The organism is Rhizobium altiplani (assembly GCF_001542405.1).
GTDB lineage: Bacteria > Pseudomonadota > Alphaproteobacteria > Rhizobiales > Rhizobiaceae > Rhizobium > Rhizobium altiplani.
Map to the genome: position 1 here is coordinate 1 of NZ_LNCD01000137.1, position 22384 is coordinate 22384.

Sequence of the window (22384 nt, forward strand, 5' to 3'; positions counted from 1 at the left end):
TATCGCGTTTTTGCCGATCTTGAGCGTCACCGCGGCAGCTTTCCGCGCGCCACGCGACACACGGCGGACGGCCCGAAGGAAGTCACGGTCTGGTGCTCCAACGACTATCTCGGCATGGGCCAGCACCCCAAGGTGGTCGAGGCGATGAAGAATGCCATCGATCACTGTGGCGCGGGTGCGGGAGGCACCCGGAATATCTCTGGCACCACCCACTACCACGTTCTGCTCGAGCGCGAGCTGGCTGATCTTCACGGCAAGGAAGCGGCACTGATCTTCACCTCGGGCTACGTCTCCAACTGGGCGGCGCTCGGCACGCTTGGCGCCAAGATCCCCGGCCTCATCATCTTCTCCGACGCGCTGAACCATGCGTCGATGATTGAAGGCATTCGCTACGCCAAGTGCGAGAAGGTGATCTGGAAGCACAACGACATCCATGATCTCGAAGCCAAGCTGGCGGCTGCCGATCCGAAGGCGCCGAAGCTGATCGCCTTCGAATCGGTCTATTCGATGGATGGCGATATCGCCCCGATCAAGGAGATCTGTGACCTCGCCGACAAGTACGGCGCGATGACCTATCTCGACGAAGTGCATGCCGTCGGCATGTACGGGCCGCGCGGCGGCGGCATTGCCGAACGCGAAGGGCTGATGGACCGCCTGACTGTCATCGAGGGCACGCTCGGCAAGGCGTTCGGCGTCATGGGCGGCTATATCGCCGCCTCGACGGCGCTGTGCGACTTCATCCGCTCGTTTGCGTCTGGTTTTATCTTCACGACGGCGCTGCCGCCGGCGCTTGCTGCCGGTGCGGTTGCCTCGATCCAGCATCTGAAGGTCAGCCCGTTCGAGCGGGCACGCCACCAGGATCGGGTCCGCAAGCTGAGGGCGCTGCTCGATCAGCGCGGCATCCCGCATATGCCGAACCCGAGCCACATCGTGCCTGTCATGGTCGGCGATGCGGCCAAGTGCAAGTGGATCTCCGACCTGCTGCTCGACAATTGCGGTGTCTACGTGCAGCCGATCAACTACCCGACGGTGCCGAAGAAGACCGAGCGGCTGCGCATCACCCCGACGCCGCTGCACAGCGACACCGACATCGAACACCTCGTCGAAGCGCTGCATTCGCTCTGGTCGCGCTGCGCGCTCGCGCGGCACGTGGCTTAAACTACATTTCGGAAAAAGATTGGGCCGCCGTCAGGCGGCCTTTTCGTTGAGGGCTACCAGTTCGGCAGCGAGCCTGCGAGCTTCCGCATCGGCGGCAAAGACGTCATCCATCGTCTTCGCTTCCCCTGACGCGATCATCTTGTCCATCACCGCTTCGGCAATATCGGCCATGGCAAGGAAACCGATCCGCTCTTCGACAAACGCGTGAAACGCAATTTCCTCGGCCGCATTCATGATGGCGCCCTGTAGGCCGCCGCGTTCCAGCGCGGTGCGCGCCAGTCTCAGCGCCGGGAAACGCTCTTCATCCGGCGCCTCGAAGTCGAGGCGCGAGAGCTTGGCGAAATCCAGCCGCTCGACGTTTAGTGTCGGTCGGCGCGGATAGTCGAGCGCGTAACCGATCGCCGTCCGCATATCGGGGCTGCCGAGCTGGGCGATGATCGATCCATCCGTGTAGCCGACCATCGAGTGAATGATCGACTGCGGGTGGACGATCACTTCGATCTGGTCCGGGCGAACGCCGAAGAGATGCTTCGCCTCGATCATCTCCAGCGCCTTGTTGAACATCGAGGCACTTCCGACCGAGATCTTCAGCCCCATCGACCAGTTCGGGTGGGCTCGCGCCGTAGCCGCCGTCACATTCGCCATGTCGGCGCGCGACCAGGTGCGGAACGGACCGCCCGAAGCCGTCAGGATGATCCGTTCGACGGCGTGCCGCTGGTCTTCGTCGAGAGACTGAAAGATCGCGCTGTGTTCGCTGTCGACGGGGATCAGCCGTCCGCCGCCCTTTGCCACTGCATCGACGAACAAGTCGCCGGCCGACACCAGGCATTCCTTGTTGGCGAGTGCGATCGTTGCGCCCTTGCGGGCAGCGGCCAGTGTCGGCGCGAGGCCGGCCGTGCCGACGATGGCGGCCATCACCCAATCCGCCTCGAGGTCGGCGGCCTCCGCCAGGCCTGATACGCCAGCGGCAACCGCAATGCCGCTGCCGGACAGTTCTTCCTTCAGCGAGTGATATTTGCCGTCGCTCGCGGTGACCGCAAGCTTGGCGCCTGACGATTTCGCCTGCTGCGCCAGAAGCTGGACGTTCTCGTTGCCCGTTACGACCGAGATCTCATAGCAGTCCCGCCCGCCCAACTGCTCGACAACGTCGAGCGTATTTTGTCCGATCGAGCCAGTTGAGCCAAAAATACTGAGGCGCCTCGGCGCACTTTCGCCTGCCATCATCGATGATTTCGCCAAAACTCTTGCATTGGCTCTGGCTGTACAGGGGATTGAAATGAGCGGCAAGTGTGCGGCGCAGCAGAAATCCTGCGAATCCGGGAGAGGGCGGCCGCCCTCCCTTGCCATGTCTAAGAGGGTGGCGCGAAACCAATCGGCCAGTTGCTGCGTTTCGTAGTCGAGACAGGAGGAAGGCACATGGTTTTCAAGCAACCGACGTTCTATGGCGAACCCTTCGAACCCGAGACTGGAGCTAACCAGGATGCCGCGCTCGAGGAGGCCGTAGCGAATGCCTTGGCTGTCGCTGGTGGGATTGATGCGGCTGATGTGAAGGTGACGCTTGAAGGTCGTGCGGTCGTGCTAACCGGCATGGTTTCCACGGCAGCCGAGATCGAGCGTGCAACCGCCGTCGCGCGCGCTCTCGCGGGAACGCGGCCCGTGCGCAATGATATCAAGGCAGCGTAGTTATCCCTCAGCCGGCGAAGCGTTCCATCTGGAAGGCTGCGACCCGATCTGTCTTTGGCGTCGTGATCGGGCCTGCCGATTTATAGGTGGTTGCCAGCAACAGGCCGCTGACGACAAGATATGCGAATGCAAGCAACGTCAGTTTCATACGCATGGCGAGCACTCCCTCGTTTTCCGCGAAACGCGGAACGGGTCGGAAAGTTCCGCCTCCGAGCGTCGGAAGAAAATATGGTCCGGCAAGGCTTGCACTGGCTTGCTCGACCCCTCTTGTCGTAAAGAAGATCTGGCCGCTCTCGGCGGCCCAATGTGTTCGGCAAGGGAGGTGCTTATGCGCAAAGCGATCATCGTCTGGGGCGGTTGGAGCGGCCACGAGCCTGAAGCATGTGCCCACCGCGTCGCGGACGTGTTGCGCGAGGATGGCTTTGCCGTCGAGGTGACCGGCGACCTTGGCATCTTCGGGTCAGCTGCGATCGCGGGCGCCGATCTGCTCGTGCCTGTCATCACCGGCGAGAAAATCGAGAAGGCGCACGCAGACGCGCTGCTGGAGGCTGTACGCGGTGGTCTCGGCCTCGGGGGACATCACGGCGCGCTGGCGACGTCGTTCAAGGAGAGCGCACCGTTCCGGTATGTCTCTGGGGTGACCTGGGTCTCCCATCCCGGCAACATCATCGATTTCCGCGTCAACGTGACCCGTCAGCATGATCCTGTGATGGAGGGGATTCCCGACTTCGACTATCGGTCCGAGCAGTACTACCTCCACTACGATCCGTCGGTCGAAATCCTGGCGACGACGCGCTTTTCCGGAGAGTATGATTCGGCCGCCCGCAACGTGACAATGCCCGTTGCCTTCAAGCGCCAGTTCGGACAAGGGCGTGTCTTCTATTCCGCTCTCGGCCACGTCGCGAGCGAGTTCGACCACCCCTATATGCGCCTCATTCTTCGCCGCGGCCTGTCCTGGGCCGCACGGCGCTAAGGCCGAAGACGGGTCGCCGGCAGGGCTAGATGTTCTCCGAGGTATAGATATCGAAAGGCAGGAACGATTGTCCCGGAACCGCGTCGCCCTCTGATCCTATCGAGGCTGTCATCAAGGTGATCAGATCGTTGCAGAGGTTCCTGACGGGCGTCGCGATCGCCATGGTCACCACGTCGTCGGCGAGGGCCGAGCGCGAGTCCGGTGTCAGTTCGTTGACGACGACGAGAAGCTTGCCGGCGAGACCTTCTTCGCGAACGGCGGAGATCGCGCCTTCCATGCCGCCGCCGCAGACATAGAAGCCGACGAGATCAGGGTGCTGCTTGAGGAGATTGATGGTGGCTTCGTGCGTTATCTCCGGAGTTTCGAGGTTGATCAGCGTCTCGAGAACCTCGAAATCAGGGGCATTCTCTCGAAAATACGAGCGGAAGCCGATCTCGCGCAGTTCATGTCCATGATAGCGGTGGCTGCCGACGAAGCAGGCGACCTTGCCGGGTTTCTTGGCAGCCTTTGCGATCATCCAGGCGGCCGTGCGGCCGACCTTTCGATTGTTCAGCCCGATATAACCCTGTCGCACGCCACTGGCGAGATCGGACAGAATGGAAAAGGCAGGAATGCCCCTGGCCTTCAGATCTTCAACCTCGGCCGTGACGGCCGGATAGTCCGGACCGACCAATGCGATCGCCTGGTTGCGGCTGGCGAGAAGCTTCAGCTTTTCAATGATCGCAGCAGGCGTGGACGCCGTCGCATATTCGATCTGGGCGGTTATGCGAGACGATGTGTTGGCATGCGCTGCTTGCTCGATTTCCCTGGCGAGCGTTTGGTAGAACGACTGCGTCGGACGCTGCAGAAGAAAGCCCAGCCGATGATGCGGGAGGTCCTGGAATACCCGTTGCCGGAGCAGGCCGACCGCATGGTAGCCGATAGAGGCCGCCGCGTTATAGACCCGCCGTGCCGTCTCCTCCCTAACCCGATGCCGGCCGTTCAGCACACGATCGACCGTCGCGACGCTGACGCCCGAAGCATTCGCCAGATCCTGTATTGTCGGTCGCTTCACCATTCGGTCCTTGCAAGAATCCATCATTGTGATGTGGTCGCAATGATGTCTTTTGATAGAATACATCAAGGCTGCATTGTCGCTTGATGAAAGTCAACATATTCTCGTCTGCATAGGCCGGGAGGGATGGCATGCGGGAGGTTGAGATGGCTGATCAGACGAGGAAGCGCGACTACAGCCTGCTCGGTGAAAGCGGCCGCACAGCCGTTGACACGGGATTGGCCGCCGCCGAGTGGTATCACACCGAGGTTGCGCGCAAGGACATGAAAGCGCTGATGCAGCGCTCCGACGCTCCGGCTATCCGTGACACGATCATCTGGCTGGGCGCAATGATCCTCCTTGGCGGACTTGGCGTCTACTTCTGGGGCTCGTGGCTCTGCGTGCCCTTCTTTCTGGCATATGGGGTGCTTTACGGTTCGGCATCGGATAGCCGCTGGCACGAGTGTGGTCACGGCACGGCCTTCAAGACGCGCTGGATGAACGACGCAGTCTATCAGATCGCCTGTTTCATGATCATGCGCAATCCGGTGACCTGGCGCTGGAGCCATACGCGCCATCACACCGACACTGTCATCGTCGGCCGCGATCCCGAAATTGCGGTGATGCGTCCGCCGGATCTGCTGCGGCTGATCCTGAACTTCTTCGGCATTCTCGATGTCTGGCATGCGATGGTTGACATGCTGCGCAATGCCGTCGGCGTCATCAGCGCGGAGGAGAAGACCTTCATCCCCGAGATGGAGCAACCGCGCGCGATCTTTATCGCCCGCATCTGGCTTGCTATCTATGTCGCGACGATCGCTGTCGCGATTGCGATGGGGTCCATTCTGCCGGCGCTGCTGATTGGCCTGCCCAGGCTCTATGGCGCGTGGCACCACGTGCTGACTGGACTGTTGCAGCATGGGGGCCTCGCGGACAATGTCATCGACCATCGCCTGAACAGCCGCACGGTCCATATGAACCCCATCAGCCGCTTCATCTACTGGAACATGAACTATCACGTCGAGCACCACATGTTCCCGATGGTGCCTTACCATGCGCTGCCGCGCCTGCATGCGATGATCAAGCACGACCTGCCGGCGGCAAACCCGTCGATCTGGTCCGGCTATCGCGAGATGCTCCCGGCATTCCTGCGCCAGCTGCGCAATGAGGACTATTTCCTGAAGCGCGAACTGCCGGCGACGGCGCGTCCCTATCGCGAGGAATTCCACGGCGAGCTTGCGCCGGCTGCCCAATAAACAACGCCAAGCATAAGCCTGGGAGGACAAGATGAGCGGAAATTGGATCGAGGTCTGTGCCGTCGAGGACATCGACGAAGAGGACGTGATGCGGTTCGATCACCAGGGCAGGACGTTCGCGGTCTATCGCAGCCCCGACGACGAGTTCTTCGCAACGGACGGGTTGTGCACGCACGAGCAGGTCCATCTGGCCGACGGTCTGGTCATGGACGAGATCATCGAATGTCCCAAGCATAACGGCCGTTTCAACTACAAGACGGGGCAGGCGAAGGGGGCGCCGGTTTGCGTCAACCTCGGCACCTATCCCGTGAAGGTCGAAGACGGTGCTGTCTTCATCTCGATCTGAGGAAGCTGTCATGACCCATTTCGTGATCATCGGGGCAGGGGAATGCGGCGCCCGCGCGGCATTTGCGCTGCGCGAGAAGGGATTTGACGGCGAGATCACGCTGATTGGAAGCGAGGCGCTCGCGCCGTACGAGCGGCCGCCGCTTTCGAAGGCGTCCGACCAAGGGACTGCGGAACCGAAATTCATCGCGGAGCTGGAGAGATATGCCGCAGGCGGCATCAGTCTGCTGACCGGCCTGACGGTTCAGGATCTCGATCCTGAAGCAAAGTCCGTTACGCTTTCCGATGGCCGTACCATTGCCTATGACAAGCTGTTGCTCGCGACCGGCGCCCGTGCGCGGGTGCTTCCTGATATTGCCGAGGACAGCAAGCATATCCGCTCGCTGCGCACCCATGCCGATGCGGTCGCACTTCGCAAGGCAATGGTGCCGGGGAAGCATATCGTGATCATTGGCGGCGGCTTTATCGGCCTGGAGCTTGCCGCGACGGCGCGTGCGCTCGGAACTGCCGTAACGGTCCTCGAGGGCCTGGAACGCGTGCTGAAGCGCGGCGTCCCGGAGGAAGTTGCCGGGGTGATCTGCGAACGGCATTCGCTAGAGGGCGTCGATATCCGTTGCGGGGTGGCGATAACAGGTATTGCGGAAGACGACGAAAGCGCCAAGATCCACCTGGCTGACGGCAACATGATCGGCGCGGATCTCGTGCTTATCGGCATTGGCGCCACTCCCAATACGGAGCTTGCCGCTCGCGCTGGTCTCACAATCGACAACGGCATTGCCGTCGATGAATTCCTGCGCACCTCGGCGCCTGACATCTACGCAGCCGGCGACTGCTGCTCCTTCCCCCTCGCGATCTATGGCGGCCGGCGTGTGCGGCTCGAATCCTGGCGGAATGCCCAAGAGCAGGGCGCACTCGCCGCCGCCAACATGATGGGGCTTGGCACAGCCGTTTCCGCCGTCCCCTGGTTCTGGTCCGACCAGTATGACGTAACGCTGCAGATCGCCGGCCTGGCGGAGGGCGCCGTTCAGCATTTGCGCCGCGACCTCGGCGACGGCGCTTTCATTCTCTTTCATCTCGATGAAGCCGGCAGGCTGCTTGCGGCCAGCGGCATCGGTCGCGGCAACGTGGTCGCGCGCGATATCCGGCTTGCCGAAATGCTGATTGCGGCGCGCGCGCATCCGGATCCGGCAGCGCTTGTCGCAAGCAGCGTCAAACTGAAATCCCTCCTGGCCGCCTGACCGGCTGCCGCATTCTCAAGGTATCGGCGATGGGCAAACAACTGCGACCGACTGTGCATGACCTCCTAGCGATGAAGGGCAAGCGGCAACTCAGCATGCTGCGCGTCGTGTCGCTCGAAGAGGCGGAAGCGGCCGAGGCTGCCGGCATCGACCTGATTTCCGTGCCGCCGGAACTTCTTTTCGATCCGCGGTTCCGCGATGCCGCCCCGGGGCGTTTTGCCATTCCGGGTGGCGAATACGGCCAGAGCGGCGCCACCACCGATGAGATCCTGCGCTCGGCGGTAAAGATGCGGGCGGCCTCGGCCGATGCCATCTATTGCGCCGCCAGCCTGCAGACGATCCGGCGGCTGCGCGACGAGCATATTCCGGTCTGCGGACACACGGGGCTTATCCCGTCGCATGCCACATGGACGGGCGGCTTTCGCGCGGTCGGCAAGACGGCCGAAACGGCGGCTCTTGTCTACAAGCAAGTGAAGGATCTGGAGGCCGCGGGTGCCTTCAGCGCGGAGATCGAGGTCGTGCCGGCCGAGGTAGCGGCAGCGATTTCTGAACGCACCTCCATGCTCATGATCTCCATGGGCGCCGGCAGCGGATGCGACGCCCAGTATCTCTTCTCCGAGGACGTGCTCGGCCTAAACCGCGGGAAATATCCGCGCCATGCCAAGGTCTATCGCAACCTGGCGGCCGAATATGACCGCATCCAGGCTGAACGGATCGCGGCATTCCGCGAATACGCTACCGACATCGCCAGCGGCGCCTATCCGGAGGAACGGCATCGCGTGTCTGTCGATTCGGAGGAGTTGGAAGGTTTTTTGTCACGGCTTTAGGTAGCCGGAGACCAAAAGCGTTTCTCTCCTCGTCGCCTGACTACCTCGCTGGCACGTGGAAATGATCGCCGCCAAGTGGGTCGAGAAGGCGCGCGTGACCGCCGGCAAGGCAGATCGCTGTGGCGAACCGTTGTCTCGATTGCGTCAAAGTGCTTGTTGAAGCTGGCGCAGACGTCAACGCCATATGGGTGCGGGGAGATCCGGCTCGTCTGCCGGCCATCATCACGCCCTACCACCTTGCAAGGCGCGACAACCACCCCGAGATCGCAGCCTACCTGTTGGCTCATGGCGTCATTATTCAAAAACCCGAGCCGATTTCCGCCAAGCTGGCCAACGGTGATCCGACAAAGGGCGCGGCGTTCTTTGTCTCCAACTGCGCCACGTGCCATGCAACAAAGGCGCAGAGCGGGGCCACCAGGTGGCCGGAACCTCTGGAAGGTTGTCGGGCGCGACAAGGCATCGGCGAATTTCAACCGCTACTCCCAGACCCTGTTGGCGTGGGAGGGGACCTGGACGTTCGAGGACCTCACATTTTTCTCACCGGTCCAACCCTCACAACCCCAGGCGTAAACATGGAGATTCGTGGAGCGCCTGATGAAACTGATCGACTGAACGTGATCGCATATCTGCGAACGCTCGGCGACGCGCCGGTTCCGTTGCCCTGAACTCAGAGCGGAAGCGTGCAGTCCGACACGGTTACTGAAAATAATGGTGATCCCGACGCGATTCGAACGCGTGACCCTCAGATTAGGAATGTGTTAATAAGTCCAGCGTTTGCAGGTTTTGTATGTCACCGTGCGCCATTTATGCGCCATTCGCGAAAATCGACGATGCGATTGCGTCCATCGCCTGGCGGTGATCGTCGCTCGGAAACAGGTGGCCGTAACGGTCCATAGTGACGGCAAGCGAGGAGTGCCCGGCGAAGGTCTGAACCGTCTTCGGCGCGAGGCCGGCCTCTATCCAAGTCGAGATGGCGAAGTGGCGCAAGGCATGCCAGCCGAAGGGCTCAAAGAACTTGCCCTGCTGCTTCATCGCTTCAGCGGCGCGCTTCAGCGTGGGCGTCAGAACGCGCGTGCGCATGTTCTTATGGTTCTCGAATTTTCCCTTGGAGTTGGGGAATACGAGATCGTCATCCTTCTTGAACGCGGTTTTCAGTCGCCATTCCTTCATGACCTTGACGACATGTGCGCCCAGCGGAATTTCGCGAAGGCCGGCTTTGCTCTTCGTGGTGTCTTCCTGACGCTTGGAATCCACGCGGGTTTCGATCGTCGCGGTCCCGCTCTTCAGGTCAAGATGTCGCCAGCGAAGGGCGTGGAATTCGGAGGCGCGGACACCGGATGCCGCGGCGAAGGTGAGCTTCACGGTGAAGGTGTCATCTGCGGCCTTGATGACGGCGGCGATCGCGGCCTTCGACGGCGGCGTGATCTTTTTCGCGTCTTCGTTTCGCTTGCCGACAACGCGAATGCCCTTCGCGACGTTCGCGGCCAACAGGTCGCTGGCGATCGCGTGCTGAAGTACGCGTGACAGGGTTCCAAGGATCTGACGGGTTGTGACGACGCTTACACCGGATTTTCGCACCGCGTCGCGGAACTCACCGACGTTTCTGGCGCTCAGCTGCGCGAGCTTCTTGTCGCCGATCCCGGCTTTGAACAGATCAGGCCGGCGCTTGTTCTTGCCCTTCTGTTTCGCTCGCCGCTCCTCGTCCGGAGCGATGTAGTTCCACATGTGGCCAGTGACATTGTCGAAATATTCAGGGGTGACTTTCTCACCTCGATCCTTGCGGGTGCTCAGATCCTTCTCGTAGCTTTCGCAGGCGGCCCGAAGGGTGGTTGTTGCGGCGTCAGGCCGATAGGTGCCCTTGCCGATCTGCTCTTCGATCTCCTTGCGGCGTGCTTCTGCGTCCCGCTTCCTGTCGAATTGCTCGCGATGGCGCTTTCCGTTGGCGTCCATGTAATTGAGCAGCCACGCCTCGTGAGTGCCACTTTTGTTCGCCCATTGACGTTTCCGGATTGTCGCCATGCGTTGACCCTCACATTCGAGGGCGCACGCTAGCCGCCTACGCGCTTTCCTTCAAGATCCTCCATCCATTTGGTTAGGCTGGAGCGACGAGCGGCGACTGTGCCGCCGAGCTTGAACGATGGAATGATGTCGTCGTAGACGAGACGGTATGCCTGCCGACGTGTGATGCCAAGGAAGCCAGCGATTGCGTCGGCGCCCATGAGCAGATCCCCAGGCATTGCTGGCTGCGCGATGCTCACAGCTTCACCTCACGGATTGCCGCTGCGACGAGCCGCAGCGTCTCAGGCTCAAGATTGAAGAAGCCGAGCTGACCACGGCACTGGGTCAGCGGCAGGGGGAAGGAATCGCGCAGGACAAAGCCGAACTTGCCGAAGAACCACCGGCTATCAATCTCGCGGACGCAATCGACGATGCGGGCCATGCCGACGACGCCGCCACGTGGCATAGCCATCTGACGATCATCGTCCTTGTCCAGCTCGGATTTCGAAACGCCGGCATGCACGATGAACCAGCCCCGACTCTTCGTAGGCCAATCGCGGTTCTCGACGTCCTTGCCATCGTAGAAGATGTGATGGGGGTACGGCTGCTTGATGCTGAGAGACTTGATCTCTCCTGCTGCAACGCGATCGGCGAGCTTTTGTAGATCAATCATAGTCGTTCTCCGGGCCGTATTTTTTGAGGGTTTCCGGCAAATTGTTCGTGCCCTCGCGGTTGATCTCCGCGTCCTCTGCATCCCAGCAAGGCATGCAAAGCCGGTGATAGGAACCGTATAGGCTGCTTTCGCCATAGGAATTTTGGTTGAGGACCTTCAGCTTGCATCGAGGGCAATTCTGAAGGCGGACAGGGCGATCAAATCCGTAATGATAACGGCTCATCCATCCACCTCCACAGCGGCGAGGACGGTTCGGCCTTCCTTCGTGAGCCAAGCGGTGCTGGTGTCGAAGTCGCCATCGTGGCTATAATCCAACCAACCCTTCTCGATGCAGCGATTGTAGGTATCCGAGTGCCTGTCATGGACCTCGTCGCTAGAGAACCAGTTGATCCAAGCCCATGAGCTATCACTAACATCTGTCTTGCCGCCCATTGCGTCGATGATCCGCAAGAGGGTGACTTCCTTCTGTTCGTTCGTCAGATCAGCCGGCACCACACGCTGAACGGGAGTTTGACGAGCCGCAATCATCAGATCGTAACAACCGTTGATGATAATCGTGCGATCTTCCTGGCTGACGATTGAAGACGTGCCGTCAGAGTGACGGTTTCCTGCCAGCCTTGAGAGCGCTTGGATCAATTCAGTCATATCGCCTCCTCGTAGAAAATCGCGCGCTTCGCTTGCTCGCGCCGGATCGCGTTGCGTTTTCTGGTAACCATTTCCAGATGGGCGGGGTGCGGTCGCACGCAGAGCCGGTTACGGCAGACGTGGTCCAGTTCCTTCTTTCCGGGGATGTAGCCGTGCTCGTTGGTCCACATGACGATGTGAACCGCGACCGTTTGCCCCCCCAGTGACATGCGTGGATAGCCGGCGCCGCGACCTTCTGTTCCGGACGTCGGTCCGGTCCAGATCCAGCAACCTGTCTGCTCATCGACCTGGATGCGAGACAGGACCTTTTCGCGGATATTGTCGCGGCGGCTCATCAGACCCAAAACTCCAGCTCGTGCTTGAGGTCCGAATAGATCGATGAGTAACGTTTGACCGTCGTCGGCTTCCGTGAGGCATTCGATTGCGATCTTCGCGGCGTCCAGCAGCTTCTCGACAACCTCGATCTCGCCGAAGGTGCCGTTGATGTCGGCGCCCTCGCGGCTAAAGCGCAGAAGCTCTGTCACGGCTTCCGATGCCTGGTGAGCTGCGGCGACAGCATGTAACTGCCGATCGACGTCCGACATGTTGTAAATGTCGACGGTCATGGCTTCACCATCAACTGCTGGTACCGAGCCAAGAACGTCTGCGCGGCAACCTCTGGAGACCAAGGGATGATCTCCCAGTCATACGGCTGAGCGTAATCGTCGATCCCCCAACGCTCACCCTTCCATGGCAGCAGGTCGCGGCGTTCGGTAGCAAGCATCCGCAAATCGGCGCGCTTGATTTCTACCGGGTCCGTGACGGCTACCCCGAACTTTGCGAGGATCGCTGCCTCGCATTGTTTCTCAATCGACTTGAAGGAGGGGTTCAGGGATTTCAGGGGAGCGTTCATGTCACCGCAAACAGCCTCTCCGACCTCATGCATGAGGGCTTCGAGCGCTAGCTCATTGGGGACAGACCAGCTCATCCGAACGCAATGCTCTGCAACGGAGTAGAACACGCGCTTCTGCAGAATGCGGCTGTAGCACTGGCCTGAACACCGGCCTTCAAAGGCCAGGCCATAGGCGATATCCTCGATAGTAATCGAAGAGTTCCAAGGATCTTGGAAATCGAAATACGCGCCAGATCCAAGAAGGATCGTGGGCCCGATCGCGCGACGAATAGTGCTATCGCGCATTTTCTCAATAGTTGCGTCTTCGGTCATGCTACTTCCCTCATCCAAACTTCAAACTCGGCGCGCAGATCCAGCCAGCGCTTGCGGGCGCCTGCGTCGCGGTTCAACTCTGCGCGGCTGTCGACCTTCAGGAGGTATCGGACATGCGAGGTGACACGCACGGGGTCGCCAGCATCCGGCGCTTTCTTTTTCTCAAGGAGGAAACGACGGAACGCTTGGTCGGCGCACTTCATCGCGCACTCGGCGGCGTAATCAGGCTCGCTGCGCTTCTCGCTCTGCTGCTGCCGCTCGCCGCGAGCGGATTGATCCTGCTGCTGCGGGCGTAGGCGGCGGATCTCCGCGAATGCCATATCGAGCAGGAGAAGCAGCGCGCGAACCAAAACCGGCGCCTTGATCATCAGGCGTCGGTCATCATAGCTGCAGTCGCGCGTAATGATCGCGATCGGCATAACCTCGCCCGTTGTGCGGTCTATGACGCACAGCTCGGCGCGTTGATCCTTCATGTTGTAGGATTCTGACCACTCGTCGCTAACGAGGCCGGCTAGCTCGCGAGCTTCCGGCAGTAGGGATTTTGCCAAGGCGAGATTAATCATATCGCCTCCAGTGCATTTCGAAACATTATCGGCTGCTGGTCGCGCGGGATGCGGTTCCGGCCGCGCGACATCGGATGCTTGGGCGATCCGTCCTTGTTCCTGCCGAGGCAGATAAGGCTGACGGTGTGCAGGCGAGCACGCGACATGAACCACTCGTCACGGTCAAGGTGATCGCCGCCATTGCCCCACGCGACAAGAACCGGCGTTCCCTGGTGGCGGGAAAAGGTGAGGGCGGCCTCGATGAATTCGCCGTTCTTCGGACCGACGCACATTGGTTCCGCCATCATCACGCTTGGATGCGAGGCGCGGAAGGCGTTGAGGTTGACGACGATCAGGCCGCCATAGCCCCAACGTTTCGCGAAATAGGTCAGTTCGCGCAACGTCGGATCGTCCTTCTCGTCATCGGCCGTCGACGGATTGAGCATGCAGACGACGAGGAGGCGTTTGGCCGCATCCCATGTGCGGCGCAGCTCGTAGCGGTAGCGCTTGCAGTCGGAAATGACGGCGCTCTTCTGCATTGGCTGGCTGGCGGCGAAGTCGGCGAGAAGATCGGCCATCAATCGACGCTCCTTGCTCGCATCGGCGAAATGACGAATGTCTCATCAAGGTCTGCGATCGGCATGAAGACGACGTTTGGGGGTGTGCCGCCGAAACGGATACGCACGTCCTGCGTCTTGATGCTTGATAGCGTGTCGGCGAGGACCTTGCTGTTGAAGCCGGTCGTATAGCCTTCCTCGCCAGCATACTCGATCGGGAGATGATCGACCGCAGACTCGCCATCCTTGCTGTAGAGTTCGACGCGCATCTGGCCGTCGCCAAGCGTGACCTTGATGCCGTCCTTGTCTAGCTCCGTACCGACCAACGAAACGCGCGTGACGGCGGCATTGAGCGCGGCAACCGTGGTAATAGCTTCCTGCTCAGGGTTTGACGGAATGACCTCGCGGTAATTCGGCGGGAAGGTGCCATCGATCAGCCGGGAAAACAGCGAGATGCCGCCGCATTCGACGCGCATCATGTTCCGGCCGATCTCGATGCTGGCTGGCTCTTTAGCCTCGCCGAAAAGCTTCTGGATCGCCGCGGCTGTTTTCAGGGGAAGAATGATGCCGTCGAAGACGGCTTCCGTCGTCGTGTCGATCCGTACCAACGCCATGCCGCGACCATCGGCGGCAACGAAATCGATCTTCCGGCCCTCGTCTGTCGGTCGCACGTGAATGCCGGTCAGGTAAACACGGCCGGTATCGACCTTGAGCGCGGCATAGGAGACCTTGCCGAGCGCCTGCGCAAGCAGCGTCATATCCATCTTGAAGCTCGCGCCGGTCACGGCGCTGGCGATCGACGGAAAGTCCGCTTCTGGCAGACTGGCAATCGAAAAGCTGGAGCGGCCGGACTTGATCTGCACCTGGCCGTGAAACTTGCCGGTGGTCACATCTATTTCCGCCGTCTCCGGCAGATTGCGGACGATGTCATGCAGATCCTTGGCCTTGATCGTTATCGGCATGCCGTCGCCCTCGTCGAGAAGGTCGCATGTCGTTTCGATCTCGATGTCGAGATCCGTGCCGCGAAGTGTGAGCTGGCCGGCATCCGGCCTGAGCAGGACGTTGGCCAGAACCGGGATCTTTGAACCCTTGTCGACGGCGGCAAGAACGGCGCTGAGCGCGGGCAGGAGCTGGCTGCGATGGACGCGGAAGAAGAGGTCAGCCACGGGCGATACCCCCCCCCTGTACCCAATCTGGCGATAAGGTCCAGTTGGGCTTGTGGCGGGCGCAGCTGCGGGAACTCGCGATGAAGCAGATCCATCGCGGCGATCACGTCGCGTTCGGCTAGCAGGCGATAGAGCTGCGGCAGCCAACTGTTGCTGTCGACGACGATGCTCTCGCGGAAAAGCGCATCTATGTCGATGTCGCTGAGTTCATCGGCATAGATATGGAATGTGTGTGTGAACACCAGGTCATCGAGACCGTCTGTGTCCAGCCCCTCGCGACTGACCCAATTGAGGATATCATCGTCTTGCGTCTCAGCGAAATTGACGGTGACCCGTTCAGCGATTTGCGCCATGCGCGCCTCCAATGGTGGGTTTGGCGGCGATCGCAGCGACATGCATCGATACACGCGGCAGGGAGAGCTGACGAAGCTGGAAGGAGTTGCCTCCCATGTAGAAATCACGGATGAAGGTGGTTCGATCGTCGCGGAACCGGATGTCTCCATTGCGTGGCGTACGCGGTGGCGGGGCGCGGTTCAGCGCTTCGGCCAAGCGCGCGGCGCTGGTACGAACCTCGATCAGCCCATAGCGAGCGAGATGCATCCGGAGGGCACGGATACCGACCTCGTATGTCTCGGCAATGTGCTCGATGGTCATGCCTGCGGCCAGATGGGCGGCAAGTGTCTCCCGGTCGGGAACCTTTCGTCTGTGGTGCAGCATTGAATCAGTCTCCATTGACCTGCAGCCATTGGCGCACGGCGCGCGAGAGATCGCGGTCGCGGTTCGAACTGCAGAGATTGATGATGTTGAGGACGGCGGGGAGGAGATCGCGCAGCGTATCGCCATCCACGAGGGCGTCGCCTGGACCAAGGGCATCGTCGTTGACGATCCGCATTGCGGCATTCGTCAGCGCCTTGTTGACAACGGCCAGCCTGTCGGATGCCCCGAGAACCTGCCTGAGCTGGTAATCCGGCATCTCGCGGTTTTCCAGCTTGCTTGCCAGCCTGAGGCGCTGCGTATCGGGTGCGGGAAAGCGAGTGACCGTCATCGTCAGATCCTGCTCGCCAGTTCGGAGGCGCGCTCGGCTGCACACAGGACAGCCCAGACCGCCTGCAGGTTCCAGTAGACGAGCACAGCGATGATGATCTTCAGCCAGAAGATATCGCGACGACGGTTCGCCACGACTTCTTCAGCCGGTATGCACATTGCCTTGATCTTGAAATGTTGCATGGTACCGAAACTCCATCCGTTTCTGTTTCCGCTTGCCGCAAGGGGTGGCACGACAAGCGGAAACCGGAAGCGGATGTCAGGCCGCGACAGGCATCCCGCGCTGCTTAAGCTGCTCGGCGACCCACGGGGCGTTGCGTTCCTGGCTTTCCCTGCTGACGCCGGCGGCGACGAGCTGGATATCGGTCATCGCGCCGCGCTCTTCGGCGAGCCGCAGCATATGCAAGCGGTCGCGGCGATCGTCGGCGGTGATTTTGTTCTTCTGCATGACTTAGTCTCTCCTTCGCCTCCCGGCATACGCCGCTGCTCAGGGAGGAGGAGAGAGCAGCGGCGCGCGCCCGGACGGGCGATCCGGCTTTGGGAGGAGGAGTAGACCGGACGATGTACGGATAGCGGTAATTTTACCGATACGCAAGCCTATAGCGGTAAAAAAACCTATACGAACTATGCAATATGCAGTAGTCGGCGGACGCAGCTATGCCGCAGCGGTTGTTTCACCGCTTATTGGTAGCCTACTTATGAAGTTATTTTTCCGCGTTACCGCTCGCCGAGAATGGCGGTCAACTTAGAAAGCAACAGGAGAGCATCCCTGCGCTCGGTGTCGCTGAGAGACAAGACCGAGCGGAGGAGATTTTCGATTTCAAGCATGGGTGTAGGCGCGAAGGACGCCTCGAGCCTAGAAACGATCTCGCTGTTCATGCTACGACCACTATCCACACGCGAGTGTGCGAGCTTCTTGTAAAGCTCAGTTGTAAGGCGCAAATTGTGCCGGGGATCTTCGGACTGTGGCATTAATGCCTTATGGAGGAAATTACGAATTGTGAAAATGGAGCAAAAATGGTGCGAATGTGCCATGGATGTGCCATGATCACCCGCCGTTAATATTTACGGTTGACGAGCGCGGTGGGAATATGTTCCTATTATGTTCACCAAGTGAGGGTTGCAAAGCGAGCGATGCAGGAAAATAGTATGGGGGATTTCAGTGTCGATCGGCGGTCCCTGCTGAAGGGGATGGGGACGATGGTCGCCGTGGCAGCAGCCGGGAATGCGGTTGCTGCGCGGGAGATCGATGATCCGTTGAAACGGGTCGATCAGGCCGCGCAACTCCTGGCAAATTGTCTCGAGGATCTTCATGGCGGATCCTGGAGTGTGCAGATCAATCACGAGACGATGTTCGTGGCCGTCTCTCGGGACTTTTCATAGTTTCGTAATTGGAACTCGGCGAAGTCAGCTATGCGGAGTTGAACCTCGGGGCTGGCTTCTCTCGCGGCGACAAACATATCCCACAGACGGCGCATGGATGGCGGCAGTTCCTGCGTTCCACAGTCGGTGCCTTCAAGCAACCAGGCAGCTGTCGTCTGCAATACTGGCGCAAGTTGCTGAAGCGTGGAACTTGAAACGCCGGCATGCAGGTCGCCGCGCTTGACCGCACGCTGCAGGTTGCGGATCGCATCTTTGCTGAGCTTGGCCTGCAATGACGCATTTGTAGCGTCCAGTCCGACGACCTTCAGGCGGGCTTCAATTCTCTCTAAAATATCCTTTAACATGGGCGGTATTTTGACCGATATGGAAAATCTTGGCCAACGGTAAGAAAACCGTTGACTCTAGCGGTTAAATTACCGCTTATACGCTCATGTTTGAGATTCATCATCTTATCAATCTGGCTGAGATCTACGCCCGTTCGGAGGCTGTCGAGGAAAAGACGGTCAGTAACCGCGTGTTTGGTGACAGCAAGAAGCTGACGGCCATGCGGTCTGGTGGAGATATCACTGTTGGGCGCTTCAATGCTGCCGTCCGGTGGTTTTCGGCCAATTGGCCAGAGGGCGTGACCTGGCCGGACGGCATTCCCCGGCCAGAATGCGCCAAGGAGGCCGCATGACAGTTCCCCCGCGCAGCATGTGGAGTGTCTGCGCCACTTCGCGCCGGGCTGGCGGACCTCCACTGTCCGGCGCGTCTTCTCTTTGCAGTGCAGTTCGATCGTTCGTCCAGCCATGCGGCCCTCCGTGATTTGCTGACGAACCACCAATAGGGCGCGTCCGCGCGCCGATCATCGAATCCATTTCCGTTTTTGTTTCCTTGATTCTTCGAGGGGGTTTTCGTGCGCACTATTTCCGAGGTCGAGACACGGTCGATCAAATCCGCAACCGATGCGGCTTATACGTTGGGCGGCGGCGTCACCGCCTTTCCGGCACTGACGCGCGTCAACGTATCGACGCTGTCGAAATACGCATCGTTCAACGACGAGTTCGCTGACAGCGTCATTCCCTGCGATGTCGCCGTCGAGGCCGACCGCCGCGCCAAAAGCCCGGTGATCACATCAGCCATGGCGCGGGCTCTCGGCTTCCGCCTAGTGCCCGACGAAGAACGCCCTGCAGACCCTTCCCCGATCACGGAGATGGACGCGATCCGCGTGATGTCGGAAGCAAGCGACGTTCTGAAGGCGATCACCGAGGCGCGCGAGGACGGACGCGTTGATGCGCTCGAACGGAAGCGGATCGCCAAGGAGCTGCGCGAGCTGATCCGCGCCGCCGAGGGTGCCCTCGCCAAGGTGGAGGGGGGGCGATGATGGACGCCAAGATCGGAACAGAGGGCCGCGCCCTTCTTCGTCGTATCCGCATCCTCAGCGATCAGCACCTGGCCGCCGATGAAGCCAACCGTGAACTCTTGCTGTCGCTGATCGCACGCGGTCACGTCAGGCGCTGCGGTCCCGCTCATTCGCGGCTGACGCTCACCGCTAAGGGCAATACGCACCTCGACCGCCTCATGAGGTGCGAGTGATGAATATTCTCGTGCCGTCCACGCCACATCAGTGCATGCAGGCCTTCGACAACCTGCCAGAGCCGCTCCGGATCGCCATTGCCGGGGCGGCTTTCGCCTATGACCCGCGTGAGATCGCAGAGCGTATCGCCAAGGGTCGCCGTCCAGAAACCATCCTGCGCGGCATTGTCCGCTTTGAGCGGAGGGTAAACCGATGAGCGCACCGATGAAGTCTGGCGAGCGGGCGCGTGCGATCCTCGACGAAGCGCTCAGGGCCGGCGTGTATCGAAGCACCGTTGGCGCCGAGCGTCAGGCTTGCGCAGCGCTGAACGTCAAGCGCCTCCTGTCTCGCGACAAAGGTGATGCCGACACCTGGTATCCGACTGACCTCGCGAGAAAACAGGTGGCAAAAGCCAATCCGTCGCCAGACCAGAATGATCAGGCCGCGAAGCCAGGTGTAACCATTCGACGCATCGACAGCATCGATAGCGACGGTCGCCTGCGCATCGTCGATCGCGCAACGGTTGAGGTGATAAAGGCATCGATCCGGGAGCGCGGGCTGCAAACGCCGATAACCGTTCAGGGTACGATTGACGACGCACGCGTGAAACTAGGCGCCGGCAAGCATCGCCTTGAGGCAATGCGGGAACTTGGCGAGACGTGGATTGAATGCTTTCATCGGGACGTTGACGATCTCGATCGCGAGCTTTGGGAGATCGACGAAAATCTTTGCCGCGCTGAGCTGACGCCAGCCGATCGTGCACTGTTTGTAGCGCGTCGCAAGGAGATCTACCTGCTTAAGCATCCGGAGACGGGTGCTGGCGGAGATCGGAAATCAAAACGACAAGCTGTCGGTTTGATCGAGGCGCCGACAACGTTCGCCGTGGCGACTGCAGTAGCCACCGGTCGCGACCGCCGCACGGTGGAGCGCGACGCGTCGCGCGGCGAAAAGATCGTGGATATGGCGCTTCATCTCATTCGGGGCACGCGTCTCGACAGCGGCGCGTTTCTCGATCGCCTTAAGCATGTCGCCGAGGACAAGCAGGTCTTGTATGCCGAGGCTGCACTTGCCGATGAAAAGAGGAAGGCGGCGGAGGTAAAAGAGAACCGCCGCAGGCAGCAGGAAGTTCGGCACGCGGTTCGCCTTGCTCATATGGCGCACGTCGCGAGCAGCGGAGCTGCGACTGCAGGCAAGGTGGGCCACAAGTTCCCGATCATTTACGCTGATCCTCCATGGAAGTTTTCAACGCGTTCCGAAGTGACGGGTGGGGATCGGAGCGCATCGAATCACTATCCAACCATGACGACGCACGAGATCTGTGCGCTGTGGGAACAGATCGGATCGCCGGCAAAACAGGATGCCGTCCTTTTTCTATGGGCAACAAACCCAATGCTTCCTGATGGACTGCAGGTCATGTCGGCTTGGGGGTTCACCTATGTTCATCATTGGATCTGGGACAAGGAAATTGCCGGGAACGGATATTGGGGCAGGGATCGCCACGAACTGCTGTTGATCGGGCGTCGCGGCAATCCGGCAGCGCCCCTGCCTGGTAGTCAGCCACACACCGTCCATCGGGAGGCCAAAGGACGCCATAGCGCCAAGCCTGCGTTCTTCGCGGAGACGATCGAGCGGCTGTATCCGGATATGCCGCGCCTAGAAATGTTCTGCCGCGATCCTCGCCCAGGCTGGACCGCTTGGGGATTTGAGGCGGCGGCGGAAAGCGAGGTGGCTTGATGTTCGCCATCGCCACCCTGCCGTTCGTCGACCAAGCGATTCTGGCGGCATCGCCGGTTGCTGTCGGTGTATCCGGCGGCAAGGACAGCCAGGCGGCGGCACTCGCGACGTTCCGGCACCTCGATCAATGCGGACACGACGGCCCGAGGGTTCTCGTCCATGCCGATCTCGGAGTGGTCGAGTGGAAAAACAGCCTGCGCATCTGCGAGGAGCTTGCCGCCCATCTTGGTTGCGAGCTTCTGGTTGTCCGCCGAAAGGCCGGCGACCTGATGGATCGGTGGGAGGCGCGCTGGCGCTCCAGCATTGATCGGTACGCGGCGCTTGAAACCGTCACCCTGGTTCCTTGCTGGTCAACTCCACGCATGAGGTTCTGCACGTCGGAACTAAAGACGCACGTCATCCAAGCCGAGCTGAAGCGGCGCTACAAGGGCCAGACAGTTATCAACGTGACGGGTGTCCGTCGTGAGGAAAGCGCTACGCGATCCAAGGCGACGGTTGCTGACCAGGGCGCGGCCAACGACAATTTCATAAACTGGCGACCAATCGTCGATTGGTCCGTGCAGGAAGTTTTCAGCACCATCGATGCCAGCGGTCTCGCACCTCATCCCGCCTACCGCGATAACGGCATGAGCCGAGTGTCCTGCATGTTTTGCATCATGTCGAACATTGCGGACTTGACGGCAGCTGCTGCTCAATCCGAGAGCCATGATCTTTATCGGAGGATGGTGAGACTCGAATGCGACAGTAGCTTCGCGTTCCAAGGTTCGCGATGGCTCGGCGACGTGGCGCCGCAACTGCTGACGCCGGATCTCCGAGAGCGCCTTGTTGTGGCTAAATCCACGGCTCTGTGGCGCAAGCAGGCGGAGGACCGGATCACCGACGGGATGTTGTACGTCAAGGGGTGGCCAACCCGCATGCTTACCGATGCGGAGGCAATCATCCTGGCCGGCGTCAGATCGGAGATCGGCGCCCTCTTCGACATTGAGTGTTCCTTCCTCGATCGCGACAGCATCCATGATCGCTACGCGGACCTGATGCGTCAGAGGGAGGCGGCATGATCGATTTCCCGCCTGATATCGACGACTGCACCACGGACGCGGAGCGCGCTCGCTGGCTGCTTACGGCGTCGATCGATCAGCTGATACGCGATCAAAACTTTATCCGCTTCGCGCTTCGTGCCGCACGCTTTCAAGCGGGCCTTGCCTACCTCGATGCCGAGTTTTCGCACATGCGCGAGCCTCGGCGCGAGGACGGCTGGCCGCTGAATGGTGTTGCCATCGCGGTCGCGCGGGGACGGCTCAACCGAATTGCCAGCGGCCTGCCGCCGCTCAACATGGGGACATAGAGGGTGTTTCAGGAGCGAATATTCG

At 60.5% G+C, this 22384-nt stretch carries 35 protein-coding genes; 16 read left to right on the top strand and 19 right to left on the bottom strand.

The genetic code is table 11. The features are described from left to right. On the top strand, positions 1–1158 hold a 1158-nt coding region (gene hemA / locus AS026_RS32895), incomplete at its 5' end, for a 5-aminolevulinate synthase (protein WP_062374682.1). A gap of 30 nt (positions 1159–1188) precedes the next feature. On the opposite strand, the gene dxr is transcribed toward hemA, so the two are convergent. Next, complete coding sequence (gene dxr, locus AS026_RS32900; RefSeq protein ID WP_062374684.1) at positions 1189–2382, bottom strand: 1-deoxy-D-xylulose-5-phosphate reductoisomerase; 1194 nt, start codon at positions 2380–2382, stop codon at positions 1189–1191. Positions 2383–2574: 192 nt separating this feature from the next. Between dxr and AS026_RS32905 the strand changes: the two genes are divergently transcribed. Continuing rightward, positions 2575–2841 (top strand): BON domain-containing protein, encoded by a 267-nt coding sequence (locus tag AS026_RS32905; protein ID WP_025661856.1) that lies wholly within the window; start codon positions 2575–2577, stop codon positions 2839–2841. A 7-nt stretch (positions 2842–2848) separates the two neighbouring features. Here AS026_RS32905 and AS026_RS42545 read toward each other — a convergent pair whose 3' ends face one another. Further along, complete coding sequence (locus AS026_RS42545) at positions 2849–2995, bottom strand: hypothetical protein (protein ID WP_167354926.1); 147 nt, start codon at positions 2993–2995, stop codon at positions 2849–2851. A gap of 174 nt (positions 2996–3169) precedes the next feature. Between AS026_RS42545 and AS026_RS32910 the strand changes: the two genes are divergently transcribed. Further along, positions 3170–3814 carry a ThuA domain-containing protein gene (locus AS026_RS32910; RefSeq protein WP_062374685.1) on the top strand — a complete coding sequence of 215 codons (645 nt, stop codon included), beginning with the start codon at positions 3170–3172 and terminating at the stop codon, positions 3812–3814. A gap of 25 nt (positions 3815–3839) precedes the next feature. On the opposite strand, the gene AS026_RS32915 is transcribed toward AS026_RS32910, so the two are convergent. Further along, on the bottom strand, positions 3840–4871 hold the full coding sequence (locus AS026_RS32915; protein ID WP_082728647.1) for a LacI family DNA-binding transcriptional regulator: 1032 nt from the start codon (positions 4869–4871) through the stop codon (positions 3840–3842). A 143-nt stretch (positions 4872–5014) separates the two neighbouring features. Between AS026_RS32915 and AS026_RS32920 the strand changes: the two genes are divergently transcribed. The 5 genes from AS026_RS32920 to AS026_RS44320 all read left to right on the top strand — a co-directional run bounded on the left by AS026_RS32920 (position 5015) and on the right by AS026_RS44320 (position 9178). Then, positions 5015–6103 carry a fatty acid desaturase family protein gene (locus AS026_RS32920; protein WP_062374838.1) on the top strand — a complete coding sequence of 363 codons (1089 nt, stop codon included), beginning with the start codon at positions 5015–5017 and terminating at the stop codon, positions 6101–6103. Between the two features lie 31 nt (positions 6104–6134). After that, positions 6135–6449: a MocE family 2Fe-2S type ferredoxin gene (locus tag AS026_RS32925; protein WP_018857747.1), complete on the top strand. Its 315-nt coding sequence runs from the start codon at positions 6135–6137 to the stop codon at positions 6447–6449. Between the two features lie 10 nt (positions 6450–6459). Continuing rightward, complete coding sequence (locus AS026_RS32930; RefSeq protein WP_025661860.1) at positions 6460–7686, top strand: NAD(P)/FAD-dependent oxidoreductase; 1227 nt, start codon at positions 6460–6462, stop codon at positions 7684–7686. Between the two features lie 29 nt (positions 7687–7715). Continuing rightward, complete coding sequence (locus AS026_RS32935; RefSeq protein WP_062374688.1) at positions 7716–8513, top strand: 3-methyl-2-oxobutanoate hydroxymethyltransferase; 798 nt, start codon at positions 7716–7718, stop codon at positions 8511–8513. Between the two features lie 119 nt (positions 8514–8632). Beyond that, entirely contained in the window at positions 8633–9178 is a 546-nt protein-coding gene (locus tag AS026_RS44320; RefSeq protein ID WP_342587580.1) for a c-type cytochrome, read from the top strand. A 139-nt stretch (positions 9179–9317) separates the two neighbouring features. Here the strand turns inward: AS026_RS44320 and AS026_RS32945 are convergent, their stop codons facing one another. The 15 genes from AS026_RS32945 to AS026_RS44705 all read right to left on the bottom strand — a co-directional run bounded on the left by AS026_RS32945 (position 9318) and on the right by AS026_RS44705 (position 17377). After that, on the bottom strand, positions 9318–10532 hold the full coding sequence (locus AS026_RS32945) for a tyrosine-type recombinase/integrase (RefSeq protein WP_062374690.1): 1215 nt from the start codon (positions 10530–10532) through the stop codon (positions 9318–9320). A gap of 29 nt (positions 10533–10561) precedes the next feature. Further along, positions 10562–10750: a helix-turn-helix transcriptional regulator gene (locus AS026_RS32950; RefSeq protein ID WP_062374840.1), complete on the bottom strand. Its 189-nt coding sequence runs from the start codon at positions 10748–10750 to the stop codon at positions 10562–10564. A 17-nt stretch (positions 10751–10767) separates the two neighbouring features. Further along, complete coding sequence (locus AS026_RS32955) at positions 10768–11184, bottom strand: ASCH domain-containing protein (RefSeq protein ID WP_062374692.1); 417 nt, start codon at positions 11182–11184, stop codon at positions 10768–10770. Then, complete coding sequence (locus AS026_RS32960; RefSeq protein WP_062374695.1) at positions 11177–11407, bottom strand: hypothetical protein; 231 nt, start codon at positions 11405–11407, stop codon at positions 11177–11179. The genes AS026_RS32955 and AS026_RS32960 overlap by 8 nt, the downstream gene beginning before the upstream one ends. Continuing rightward, complete coding sequence (locus AS026_RS32965; RefSeq protein ID WP_062374697.1) at positions 11404–11829, bottom strand: hypothetical protein; 426 nt, start codon at positions 11827–11829, stop codon at positions 11404–11406. The genes AS026_RS32960 and AS026_RS32965 overlap by 4 nt, the downstream gene beginning before the upstream one ends. Continuing rightward, positions 11826–12167, bottom strand: coding sequence for an HNH endonuclease signature motif containing protein (locus AS026_RS32970; RefSeq protein ID WP_062374842.1), 342 nt, complete (start codon positions 12165–12167; stop codon positions 11826–11828). Before AS026_RS32970 ends, AS026_RS32965 begins: the two co-directional genes overlap by 4 nt. A 263-nt stretch (positions 12168–12430) precedes the next feature. Beyond that, positions 12431–13033: an HD domain-containing protein gene (locus AS026_RS32975; RefSeq protein WP_062374699.1), complete on the bottom strand. Its 603-nt coding sequence runs from the start codon at positions 13031–13033 to the stop codon at positions 12431–12433. Next, the gene (locus AS026_RS32980; RefSeq protein ID WP_062374702.1) at positions 13030–13596 is read right to left on the bottom strand and encodes a hypothetical protein; all 567 of its coding nucleotides are present in this window, start codon (positions 13594–13596) and stop codon (positions 13030–13032) included. The genes AS026_RS32975 and AS026_RS32980 overlap by 4 nt, the downstream gene beginning before the upstream one ends. After that, on the bottom strand, positions 13593–14153 hold the full coding sequence (locus AS026_RS32985) for a DUF1643 domain-containing protein (RefSeq protein WP_062374705.1): 561 nt from the start codon (positions 14151–14153) through the stop codon (positions 13593–13595). The genes AS026_RS32980 and AS026_RS32985 overlap by 4 nt, the downstream gene beginning before the upstream one ends. Beyond that, positions 14153–15298, bottom strand: a complete 1146-nt coding sequence (gene dnaN, locus AS026_RS32990; protein WP_062374708.1) for a DNA polymerase III subunit beta — start codon at positions 15296–15298, stop codon at positions 14153–14155. The genes AS026_RS32985 and dnaN overlap by 1 nt, the downstream gene beginning before the upstream one ends. Before the next feature lie 336 nt (positions 15299–15634). Next, positions 15635–16015 carry a hypothetical protein gene (locus AS026_RS32995; protein ID WP_062374711.1) on the bottom strand — a complete coding sequence of 127 codons (381 nt, stop codon included), beginning with the start codon at positions 16013–16015 and terminating at the stop codon, positions 15635–15637. A 4-nt stretch (positions 16016–16019) separates the two neighbouring features. Further along, entirely contained in the window at positions 16020–16343 is a 324-nt protein-coding gene (locus AS026_RS33000; protein WP_062374713.1) for a hypothetical protein, read from the bottom strand. Positions 16344–16345: 2 nt separating this feature from the next. Beyond that, complete coding sequence (locus AS026_RS33005) at positions 16346–16525, bottom strand: hypothetical protein (RefSeq protein WP_062374716.1); 180 nt, start codon at positions 16523–16525, stop codon at positions 16346–16348. 76 nt (positions 16526–16601) lie between these two features. Then, the gene (locus AS026_RS33010; protein WP_062374718.1) at positions 16602–16790 is read right to left on the bottom strand and encodes a hypothetical protein; all 189 of its coding nucleotides are present in this window, start codon (positions 16788–16790) and stop codon (positions 16602–16604) included. Positions 16791–17059: 269 nt separating this feature from the next. Further along, on the bottom strand, positions 17060–17377 hold the full coding sequence (locus tag AS026_RS44705; protein WP_062374721.1) for an Arc family DNA-binding protein: 318 nt from the start codon (positions 17375–17377) through the stop codon (positions 17060–17062). Between the two features lie 114 nt (positions 17378–17491). Here AS026_RS44705 and AS026_RS41820 point away from each other — a divergent pair, with 114 nt between their 5' ends. Next, complete coding sequence (locus AS026_RS41820) at positions 17492–17725, top strand: hypothetical protein (RefSeq protein ID WP_131815369.1); 234 nt, start codon at positions 17492–17494, stop codon at positions 17723–17725. On the opposite strand, the gene AS026_RS33020 is transcribed toward AS026_RS41820, so the two are convergent. Then, positions 17683–18069 carry a hypothetical protein gene (locus AS026_RS33020; RefSeq protein WP_062374723.1) on the bottom strand — a complete coding sequence of 129 codons (387 nt, stop codon included), beginning with the start codon at positions 18067–18069 and terminating at the stop codon, positions 17683–17685. The genes AS026_RS41820 and AS026_RS33020 overlap by 43 nt on opposite strands. A gap of 86 nt (positions 18070–18155) precedes the next feature. On the opposite strand from AS026_RS33020, the gene AS026_RS33025 reads away from it, so the two are divergent. The 7 genes from AS026_RS33025 to AS026_RS33055 all read left to right on the top strand — a co-directional run bounded on the left by AS026_RS33025 (position 18156) and on the right by AS026_RS33055 (position 22359). Then, on the top strand, positions 18156–18401 hold the full coding sequence (locus AS026_RS33025) for a hypothetical protein (protein WP_062374725.1): 246 nt from the start codon (positions 18156–18158) through the stop codon (positions 18399–18401). Between the two features lie 219 nt (positions 18402–18620). Next, positions 18621–19088 (top strand): phage regulatory CII family protein, encoded by a 468-nt coding sequence (locus AS026_RS33030; protein WP_062374728.1) that lies wholly within the window; start codon positions 18621–18623, stop codon positions 19086–19088. Further along, a complete protein-coding gene (locus AS026_RS33035) occupies positions 19085–19300 on the top strand; it encodes a hypothetical protein (protein WP_062374731.1) in 216 nt (71 codons plus the stop codon). Before AS026_RS33030 ends, AS026_RS33035 begins: the two co-directional genes overlap by 4 nt. Next, positions 19300–19497 carry a hypothetical protein gene (locus AS026_RS33040; RefSeq protein WP_062374733.1) on the top strand — a complete coding sequence of 66 codons (198 nt, stop codon included), beginning with the start codon at positions 19300–19302 and terminating at the stop codon, positions 19495–19497. Before AS026_RS33035 ends, AS026_RS33040 begins: the two co-directional genes overlap by 1 nt. Then, positions 19494–21014, top strand: coding sequence for an MT-A70 family methyltransferase (locus AS026_RS41490; protein ID WP_063805959.1), 1521 nt, complete (start codon positions 19494–19496; stop codon positions 21012–21014). Before AS026_RS33040 ends, AS026_RS41490 begins: the two co-directional genes overlap by 4 nt. Continuing rightward, positions 21014–22072, top strand: coding sequence for a phosphoadenosine phosphosulfate reductase domain-containing protein (locus AS026_RS33050; RefSeq protein ID WP_062374735.1), 1059 nt, complete (start codon positions 21014–21016; stop codon positions 22070–22072). Before AS026_RS41490 ends, AS026_RS33050 begins: the two co-directional genes overlap by 1 nt. Next, positions 22069–22359: a hypothetical protein gene (locus tag AS026_RS33055; RefSeq protein ID WP_062374736.1), complete on the top strand. Its 291-nt coding sequence runs from the start codon at positions 22069–22071 to the stop codon at positions 22357–22359. The genes AS026_RS33050 and AS026_RS33055 overlap by 4 nt, the downstream gene beginning before the upstream one ends. The last annotated feature ends 25 nt before the right edge of the window (positions 22360–22384 follow it).

What these genes read in the sequence shown, in the direction of transcription:
- AS026_RS32910 (WP_062374685.1), top strand. Translation starts at nt 3,170, where the DNA reads ATGCGCAAAGCGATCATCGTCTGGGGCGGTTGGAGCGGCCACGAGCCT.
- AS026_RS32905 (WP_025661856.1), top strand. Translation starts at nt 2,575, where the DNA reads ATGGTTTTCAAGCAACCGACGTTCTATGGCGAACCCTTCGAACCCGAG.
- AS026_RS41820 (WP_131815369.1), top strand. Translation starts at nt 17,492, where the DNA reads ATGGGGGATTTCAGTGTCGATCGGCGGTCCCTGCTGAAGGGGATGGGG.
- AS026_RS32955 (WP_062374692.1), bottom strand. Translation starts at nt 11,184, where the DNA reads ATGATTGATCTACAAAAGCTCGCCGATCGCGTTGCAGCAGGAGAGATC.
- AS026_RS32980 (WP_062374702.1), bottom strand. Translation starts at nt 13,596, where the DNA reads ATGATTAATCTCGCCTTGGCAAAATCCCTACTGCCGGAAGCTCGCGAG.
- AS026_RS33020 (WP_062374723.1), bottom strand. Translation starts at nt 18,069, where the DNA reads ATGTTAAAGGATATTTTAGAGAGAATTGAAGCCCGCCTGAAGGTCGTC.
- dxr (WP_062374684.1), bottom strand. Translation starts at nt 2,382, where the DNA reads ATGATGGCAGGCGAAAGTGCGCCGAGGCGCCTCAGTATTTTTGGCTCA.
- AS026_RS33010 (WP_062374718.1), bottom strand. Translation starts at nt 16,790, where the DNA reads ATGCAGAAGAACAAAATCACCGCCGACGATCGCCGCGACCGCTTGCAT.
- AS026_RS32945 (WP_062374690.1), bottom strand. Translation starts at nt 10,532, where the DNA reads ATGGCGACAATCCGGAAACGTCAATGGGCGAACAAAAGTGGCACTCAC.
- AS026_RS32920 (WP_062374838.1), top strand. Translation starts at nt 5,015, where the DNA reads ATGGCTGATCAGACGAGGAAGCGCGACTACAGCCTGCTCGGTGAAAGC.
- AS026_RS32915 (WP_082728647.1), bottom strand. Translation starts at nt 4,871, where the DNA reads ATGGTGAAGCGACCGACAATACAGGATCTGGCGAATGCTTCGGGCGTC.
- AS026_RS32925 (WP_018857747.1), top strand. Translation starts at nt 6,135, where the DNA reads ATGAGCGGAAATTGGATCGAGGTCTGTGCCGTCGAGGACATCGACGAA.
- AS026_RS42545 (WP_167354926.1), bottom strand. Translation starts at nt 2,995, where the DNA reads ATGCGTATGAAACTGACGTTGCTTGCATTCGCATATCTTGTCGTCAGC.
- AS026_RS32935 (WP_062374688.1), top strand. Translation starts at nt 7,716, where the DNA reads ATGGGCAAACAACTGCGACCGACTGTGCATGACCTCCTAGCGATGAAG.
- AS026_RS33040 (WP_062374733.1), top strand. Translation starts at nt 19,300, where the DNA reads ATGAATATTCTCGTGCCGTCCACGCCACATCAGTGCATGCAGGCCTTC.
- AS026_RS33035 (WP_062374731.1), top strand. Translation starts at nt 19,085, where the DNA reads ATGATGGACGCCAAGATCGGAACAGAGGGCCGCGCCCTTCTTCGTCGT.
- AS026_RS33055 (WP_062374736.1), top strand. Translation starts at nt 22,069, where the DNA reads ATGATCGATTTCCCGCCTGATATCGACGACTGCACCACGGACGCGGAG.
- AS026_RS32985 (WP_062374705.1), bottom strand. Translation starts at nt 14,153, where the DNA reads ATGGCCGATCTTCTCGCCGACTTCGCCGCCAGCCAGCCAATGCAGAAG.
- AS026_RS32965 (WP_062374697.1), bottom strand. Translation starts at nt 11,829, where the DNA reads ATGACTGAATTGATCCAAGCGCTCTCAAGGCTGGCAGGAAACCGTCAC.
- AS026_RS41490 (WP_063805959.1), top strand. Translation starts at nt 19,494, where the DNA reads ATGAGCGCACCGATGAAGTCTGGCGAGCGGGCGCGTGCGATCCTCGAC.
- AS026_RS32975 (WP_062374699.1), bottom strand. Translation starts at nt 13,033, where the DNA reads ATGACCGAAGACGCAACTATTGAGAAAATGCGCGATAGCACTATTCGT.
- AS026_RS33000 (WP_062374713.1), bottom strand. Translation starts at nt 16,343, where the DNA reads ATGACGGTCACTCGCTTTCCCGCACCCGATACGCAGCGCCTCAGGCTG.
- AS026_RS33025 (WP_062374725.1), top strand. Translation starts at nt 18,156, where the DNA reads ATGTTTGAGATTCATCATCTTATCAATCTGGCTGAGATCTACGCCCGT.
- AS026_RS32950 (WP_062374840.1), bottom strand. Translation starts at nt 10,750, where the DNA reads ATGCCTGGGGATCTGCTCATGGGCGCCGACGCAATCGCTGGCTTCCTT.
- AS026_RS33005 (WP_062374716.1), bottom strand. Translation starts at nt 16,525, where the DNA reads ATGCAACATTTCAAGATCAAGGCAATGTGCATACCGGCTGAAGAAGTC.
- AS026_RS33050 (WP_062374735.1), top strand. Translation starts at nt 21,014, where the DNA reads ATGTTCGCCATCGCCACCCTGCCGTTCGTCGACCAAGCGATTCTGGCG.
- AS026_RS32960 (WP_062374695.1), bottom strand. Translation starts at nt 11,407, where the DNA reads ATGAGCCGTTATCATTACGGATTTGATCGCCCTGTCCGCCTTCAGAAT.
- AS026_RS32995 (WP_062374711.1), bottom strand. Translation starts at nt 16,015, where the DNA reads ATGCTGCACCACAGACGAAAGGTTCCCGACCGGGAGACACTTGCCGCC.
- AS026_RS44705 (WP_062374721.1), bottom strand. Translation starts at nt 17,377, where the DNA reads ATGGCACATTCGCACCATTTTTGCTCCATTTTCACAATTCGTAATTTC.
- AS026_RS32930 (WP_025661860.1), top strand. Translation starts at nt 6,460, where the DNA reads ATGACCCATTTCGTGATCATCGGGGCAGGGGAATGCGGCGCCCGCGCG.